Annotated in this window: 6 protein-coding genes; all 6 read left to right on the top strand. The window is 45.4% G+C overall.

From position 1 onward, the window contains the following. The coding region (aroC, locus tag ACLOR3_RS06955) for a chorismate synthase (protein WP_412037098.1) at positions 1-678 on the top strand (678 nt) is incomplete at its 5' end. A gap of 12 nt (positions 679-690) precedes the next feature. Next, positions 691-1,797 (top strand): prephenate dehydrogenase, encoded by a 1,107-nt coding sequence (locus ACLOR3_RS06950; RefSeq protein ID WP_411399841.1) that lies wholly within the window; start codon positions 691-693, stop codon positions 1,795-1,797. Between the two features lie 102 nt (positions 1,798-1,899). Then, positions 1,900-2,238, top strand: a complete 339-nt coding sequence (locus ACLOR3_RS06945) for a YlbF/YmcA family competence regulator (protein ID WP_411399840.1) — start codon at positions 1,900-1,902, stop codon at positions 2,236-2,238. Positions 2,239-2,513: 275 nt separating this feature from the next. After that, complete coding sequence (aroA, locus tag ACLOR3_RS06940) at positions 2,514-3,797, top strand: 3-phosphoshikimate 1-carboxyvinyltransferase (protein ID WP_411399839.1); 1,284 nt, start codon at positions 2,514-2,516, stop codon at positions 3,795-3,797. Next, positions 3,790-4,275 carry a shikimate kinase gene (locus ACLOR3_RS06935; protein ID WP_411399838.1) on the top strand — a complete coding sequence of 162 codons (486 nt, stop codon included), beginning with the start codon at positions 3,790-3,792 and terminating at the stop codon, positions 4,273-4,275. Before aroA ends, ACLOR3_RS06935 begins: the two co-directional genes overlap by 8 nt. Next, positions 4,266-5,120 carry a prephenate dehydratase gene (pheA, locus tag ACLOR3_RS06930; RefSeq protein WP_368387432.1) on the top strand — a complete coding sequence of 285 codons (855 nt, stop codon included), beginning with the start codon at positions 4,266-4,268 and terminating at the stop codon, positions 5,118-5,120. Before ACLOR3_RS06935 ends, pheA begins: the two co-directional genes overlap by 10 nt. Positions 5,121-5,156: the final 36 nt, after the last annotated feature.

Here is a 5,156-nt window from a genome sequence, read left to right as displayed (position 1 = left end):
TTCGGTGGCATCAAAGTAGAGGTTCCGGAAAATCTAACAGTTTCCCAAATCAAGGAAGCGGTCGCTCAATCAGAAGTTTCCATCGTTAATCGAGAGCGAGAAGAGGAAATCAAGGCCTATATCGATAGTGTGAAGAAAGAAGGGGAAACCATCGGAGGGATCGTCGAAACGATTGTAGGTGGTGTGCCTGTCGGTCTGGGTTCTTTTGTCCAATGGGACAAGAAATTGGATGCCAAGATCGCTCAAGGGGTTGTCTCTATCAATGCCTTTAAAGGTGTAGAGTTCGGGCTAGGCTTTGAAGCAGGTCGTCGAAAAGGCAGTCAAGTCATGGACGAAATTCTCTGGTCTGAGCAGGATGGGTATACTCGTCGAACCAATCATCTGGGCGGATTTGAAGGTGGCATGACCAATGGAGAGCCGATTATCGTCCGTGGAGTAATGAAACCAATCCCAACTCTTTATAAACCCCTCATGAGTGTCGATATTGAAACGCACGAACCGTATAAGGCAACGGTGGAGCGAAGTGATCCGACGGCGCTTCCAGCTGCAGGGGTTGTCATGGAGGCTGTGGTGGCAACGATCTTAGCCACAGAAGTCTTGGACAAGTTCTCTTCTGATAATCTGGAAGAATTGAAGGAAGCTGTCGAGCGTCATCGGGCCTATACCAAAGCTTTCTAACTGGAGAAATAGATGGAAGAAAAGGTTGTTTATATCGTAGGTCTAGGACTGATTGGCGCTTCGTTGGCTATGGGAATCCGAAAAGCTCATCCGCAAGTGACTTTACTAGGCTATAATCGTAGTCAAGCCTCACGAGATATTGCTCTAAAGAAGGGAATAGTTGATGAGGTGACGGCTGATATTGAAGCATTTGCTAGTCGTGCAGATGTTATTATCGTCTCTTTGCCCGTCAAACAAACGATTCAAACCTTTCAGCAACTGGCGAGAATGCCACTGAAAGAAGGAGTCATTGTGACAGATGTGGGCTCTACCAAGGGGGCCATTGTAGAAGCTGGCGAAAATGCTTTTAGACATCTCCCAGTCCGTTTTGTCGGCGGGCATCCCATGGCGGGGAGTCATAAGACGGGAGCTGCCTCAGCTGACTCTACTCTCTTTGAAAATGCCTACTATGTTTTTACCCCAACAGCTGCGACTGATCCCAGTGCGGTCTTGGAATTGAAGGATTTGCTCTTAGGGCTTGGAGCCCGCTTCATCGAGGTGGATCCTATCGAACACGATCGGGTTACTTCTCAGATCAGCCACTTTCCTCACGTATTGGCGGCTACCCTGATGGGACAAGCAGCTGCTTATACAGAAGAGCATGCCCTAGCAGGTCGCTTTGCTGCAGGAGGATTTCGTGATATGACGCGGATTGCGGAGAGTGAGCCAAGTATGTGGACCTCAGTTTTGCTATCTAATCCAGCTTCGGTTCTTGATCGGATAGCGGATTTTCAGGATCGTCTTGAGCAAGTTGCTGATATGATTCGCCAAGGGCAAGAAGATGCCATTTGGTCCTTCTTTGACCACAGTCGAGAGCAACGGCAGCATATGCAGATCCATAAAAGAGGCGGGGTGGAAAGCACCTTCGATATTTTTGTGGATGTCCCAGATGAAGAAGATGTCATCCTTCGGATCTTAGAGCTGCTTCGTGGTACCTCCTTGGTCAATATTCATATTAATGAAGAAAACCGAGAAGATGTTTATGGAATTCTTCAAATTTCCTTTAAGACAGCTGCTGATCAAGCGCGGGCTGAAGCTCTGATCACCGAGCAAACGAATTATAGTGTGGTGATCAAATAGTAGGTCCTAAGTAGGATTTTTACAAAAATAGCAGTTTCTAACACAAGATGTACCAGAAACTTTGTATAATAGAACAAAACCAAATCGTTAAGGAGAAATCACATGTCAAATATTTATGATCTAGCCAATGAATTGTCACGAGGAATTCGTGACTTACCAGAATACAAGGCTGTCCTTGCTAGTAAGGAAGCCATTGATGCCGATGCCGATGCAAAAGCGTTATTCGGAGACTACCTGGATTTCCAACAAGAAATTCATGGAGTTATCCAGTCTGGACAAATGCCAACTGAAGACCAACAAAAGAAGATGCAAGACTTTGCTGGAAAATTACAAGGAAACCCAATTGTGAATGAATTTTTCACCAAACAACAGCAACTATCAGTTTATCTAGGAGATATTGAACGGATTATTTTTGATCCAGTTCAAGATTTATTTAAATAAGGGAGAGAGAGTGGGACAGAAATCGGTAATTCGTTAGAATTCGATTTCGTCGTCCCACCTCCGCACAGTTGAGTAGGGCTGTATAAGCTGATGAAATCAGCGTAGTAGAGCCCACTCAACCACTGCGTCTTGCTCGACAATCCAAAGATAAATGAGAGGCTAGGACTTTTGTCCCAGCCTCTTTTTCTCTCCCATCTTGCGGGTCCTTCCAAGTGAACGTTGAAAATGGCTGTTTTTTATGGTAGAATTTTTAGAAAAGCTTGAAGGGGTAAGCAATGAAATTACAAACGAATTGTAAGGGTTTAAATGGAATCATTCGTGTCCCGGGGGATAAATCGATCAGTCATCGTTCGATTATCTTTGGAAGCCTTGCGCATGGAACCACTAAGGTCTATGATATCCTTCGTGGTGAAGATGTCTTATCCACTATTCAAGTATTTAGAGACCTAGGCGTCTCTATCCAAGATGATGGTCAAGTGATCACCATCGAGGGGAAAGGTTTTGAAGCCTTTCAACAACCTAAGAATGATCTGGATATGGGGAACTCAGGCACCTCCACTCGATTGATAGCGGGTGTCTTAGCAGGAAGTCCTTTTCCAGTCACCATGGTTGGAGATGACAGCTTATCCAAACGACCAATGGATCGGGTGGCTATCCCCCTAAGAGAGATGGGAGTCACTGTCCAGGGGCAAACTGAGCGAGATATGCTTCCTCTTCACCTTCATGGAACAAAAGAGTTACAACCAATCCATTATTCATTACCGGTAGCCTCTGCTCAGGTCAAGTCGGCTCTTCTATTTGCTGCCATGCAAGCAGAAGGGGAGTCAGTCATTCTAGAGAAAGAACTGACACGGAATCACACCGAAGATATGATCCAGCAGTTCGGTGGCCAGATCAGCGTGAAGGGCAAAGAAATTCGCCTACGTGGGCTTCAAAGCTTCCATGCCTGTGAGGTGACGGTACCAGGTGATATTTCCAGTGCAGCCTTTTGGTTGGTAGCTGGTTTGATTGTCCCTAATAGTCAGATTCGTCTGGAGAATGTCGGGATCAATGAGACTCGTACAGGTATTCTAGAAGTTATTGAAAAAATGGGAGGCAAGCTTCAAATATTGGATGTTGACCCCCTTGCTAAGGCTGCGACGCTTGTCGTAGAGACTTCCGACCTCCATGGGACGGAAATTTCGGGTGATTTGATTCCTCGCTTGATTGATGAGCTTCCAATCATTGCCCTTTTAGCTACCCAAGCTTCTGGCCAAACCATTATCAAAGATGCTGAAGAATTGAAAGTCAAGGAAACGGATCGTATCCAAGTAGTGGCAGAGAGTCTAAATGCCATGGGAGCTAACATCACCCCAACAGAGGATGGGATGATTATTGAGGGGAAAACGCCCTTACATGGTGCTAGCCTGCAAACCTTTGGTGACCACCGGATCGGCATGATGGGAGCTATTGCAGCCCTGCTTGTAAGCGATGGTGAAGTGGAGCTTGCACGTGCTGAAGCTATTAATACCAGCTACCCTACCTTCTTTGCTGATTTAGAAAAGGTGTCTCATGCCTAAAGTATTACTCGGCTTTATGGGAGCAGGGAAAACGACCATTGGCTCTTTATTGGATCCAGCTTTTACAGATATGGATGCACTCTTGGTCCAACGCTTAGAAATGCCGATTTCTGACTATTTTGCTCGCTATGGAGAAGACAGTTTTCGCCAGCAAGAGTCGCTTTTATTGCAAGAGTTACTCAATGGGCAGAGCTCTGTCATTGCAACTGGTGGAGGCATTGTCCTGAAGCCAGAAAATCGCGAGCTTCTCAAGAAGAATCCTTGTAATATTTATTTACGGATTGATTTTGAGCGGCTTTATCAAAGACTGGCTGCGGATCCTGCAACTAAGCGCCCCCTCTTTCTTAATAAAAAACCAGAAGAGTTTCGTGCCTTATATGAGCAACGCCTGCCCCTTTATGAAGAAGTAGCCACACATGTGATTGATGTTGCTGATAAGACACCAGAAGAAATTGTGGAGATCATCCGATGCTTGTAGCTTATCTCGGTCCTAAGGGATCCTTTACCCATCATGTAGCCCTTGAAAGTTTTGAAGAGGCGACCTTATGCCCTTACGGGTCTATCACAGAAGTGATCAAAGCTTATGAGTCCGACCAAGTAGATTATGCGGTTATCCCTGTTGAGAACTCCATCGAAGGTAGTGTCCATGAGACGATTGACTACCTCTTTCACCAGGCTCATTTTCAGGCTATTGCAGAAGTGGTCTATCCCATTAAGCAACAACTCTTAGCAGTTAAGCAGGATCAAGCCATTGAAGTGATCTATTCGCATCCTCAAGCATTAGCCCAAGGGAAAGCCTATGTCCAGGAGCATTTCCCTCAAGCCAGACTAGAGATGACAACATCGACATCCTATGCAGCTCGATATGTCTCTCAACATCCGGAACTTCCTATTGCAGCCATTGCGCCTTTGGAGGCTAAGGATGAATATGGTTTGGAAGTGGTAGCTAGTAATATTCAGGAAATGGATCAAAATTTCACCCGCTTTTGGATCCTTGGTCAGCGACCTTTTGAAGGAAGTCGCTCGCTGAAGAAAGCTGCTAGTAAGGATAGTTTGGCCATTACCTTACCAAGTAATATTGCGGGCTCCTTATGCCAGGCCCTATCTACATTTGCTTCAAGAGAATTAAATTTAACAAAAATTGAAAGTCGTCCTTTAAAAACGGCCCTAGGGGAGTATTTTTTTATCATCGATGTGGTGGATGCTGACGAAGCACTGTTTGCTTCTGCCTATCAAGAACTGGAGTCCCTGGGAGTATCTATCAAAACCTTGGGCCACTATTCGGTCTATGTGCTAAACGATAATGAAACGGAGAACGTATGAGTAGAGAATCAGAAAACCTATCCTATCATGAACAAA

The organism is Streptococcus intestinihominis, from assembly GCF_046824975.1.
Taxonomy (GTDB): domain Bacteria; phylum Bacillota; class Bacilli; order Lactobacillales; family Streptococcaceae; genus Streptococcus.
Note: the sequence above shows the minus strand (reverse complement) of the source record. Positions and strands in the feature narration are given on the sequence as shown.

Excerpts from the sequence above, each read along its gene's own strand:
- pheA (WP_368387432.1), top strand. The coding sequence starts at position 4,266 with ATGCTTGTAGCTTATCTCGGTCCTAAGGGATCCTTTACCCATCATGTA.
- aroA (WP_411399839.1), top strand. The coding sequence starts at position 2,514 with ATGAAATTACAAACGAATTGTAAGGGTTTAAATGGAATCATTCGTGTC.
- ACLOR3_RS06935 (WP_411399838.1), top strand. The coding sequence starts at position 3,790 with ATGCCTAAAGTATTACTCGGCTTTATGGGAGCAGGGAAAACGACCATT.
- ACLOR3_RS06950 (WP_411399841.1), top strand. The coding sequence starts at position 691 with ATGGAAGAAAAGGTTGTTTATATCGTAGGTCTAGGACTGATTGGCGCT.
- ACLOR3_RS06945 (WP_411399840.1), top strand. The coding sequence starts at position 1,900 with ATGTCAAATATTTATGATCTAGCCAATGAATTGTCACGAGGAATTCGT.